Here is a 1109-nt window from a genome sequence, read left to right on the forward strand (position 1 = left end):
CCGACCATCGCCGACCGGGTCGTTCAAGCAGCCCTCAAACTGGTGCTGGAGCCGATCTTCGAGGCCGACTTCGAGCCGGTCTCCTACGGCTTCCGGCCCTTGCGGCGGGCACACGACGCGATCGCCGAGATCCACTTCTATGGCACCCACGGCTATCGCTGGGTCCTGGACGCGGATATCGAGGCGTGCTTCGACTCCATCAACCATTCGGCCCTGATGGGCCGGGTGCGAGGTCGGGTCAAGGACAAGCGCGTGCTGCGGCTGGTGAACGCGTTCCTCAAGGCCGGCGTCCTCACTGAGGGCGGCGACCACGAGGAGACCTACACCGGCACTCCGCAGGGCGGCATCCTCTCCCCGCTCCTGTCCAACATCGCCTTGTCGGAGCTCGATGAGCACCTGGCCAGGCCATGGGAACCAGGCGGGGCGATGGCCACCGCTTACCAGCGCAGACGCCGTCGCCATTCTGGATGCCCGAACTGGCGAATCGTCCGCTACGCGGACGACTTCGTGGTCCTGGTGGACGGAGATAGCGCGGATGTCGAGGAGTTGCGCGAGGAGATTGCCGGAGTGCTTCGGCCCCTGGGACTTCGCCTCTCGCAGGCCAAGACCCAGATCGTGCACATGTCGGATGGTTTCGACTTCCTGGGGTTCCGCATCCAGTGGCGCCGCAAGCGAGGAACGGACAAGTGGTACGTCTACACCTTCATTGCTGACCGGCCCATTCGGCAGCTGAAGGACAAGATCCGTGCCCTGACGAACAGAACGTCGCAGCAGGAACCCGGGGACGTGCTGAGAAGGATCAACCAGATCATGCGCGGCTGGGCCAACTACTTCAAGCATGCGGTGGCGAAAGTCTCCTTCAGTTCGCTGGCGCACTTCACGTGGCGCCGGTTGATCAGCTGGTGGATGGTGCTGCACCGCTGGAAGTGGAAGGACGTCCGTCGGCGCTTCACCGACCACACCGGCCGGTGGCGCAAGCTCTCGGCGGACGGAACTGTGTTGTTCGATCTCCAGGCGGTGACGGTCTCCCGTTACCGCTATCGAGGCAACACGATTCCAACCCTTGGAGCCTCAACCACGCCTGAACGGCAGAGGCCGTGGAGAGCCCG

1 protein-coding gene is annotated in these 1109 nt (G+C 64.2%); it reads left to right on the forward strand.

What is annotated here, in order from left to right:
* Nucleotides 1-1109, forward strand: a 1109-nt coding sequence (gene ltrA / locus ACIRU3_RS47820; RefSeq protein ID WP_404070813.1) for a group II intron reverse transcriptase/maturase, incomplete at both ends; no start/stop codon positions are given.

Origin of the sequence: Streptomyces sp. NPDC101151 (assembly GCF_044768335.1) — a bacterium.
Lineage (GTDB): Bacteria > Actinomycetota > Actinomycetes > Streptomycetales > Streptomycetaceae > Streptomyces.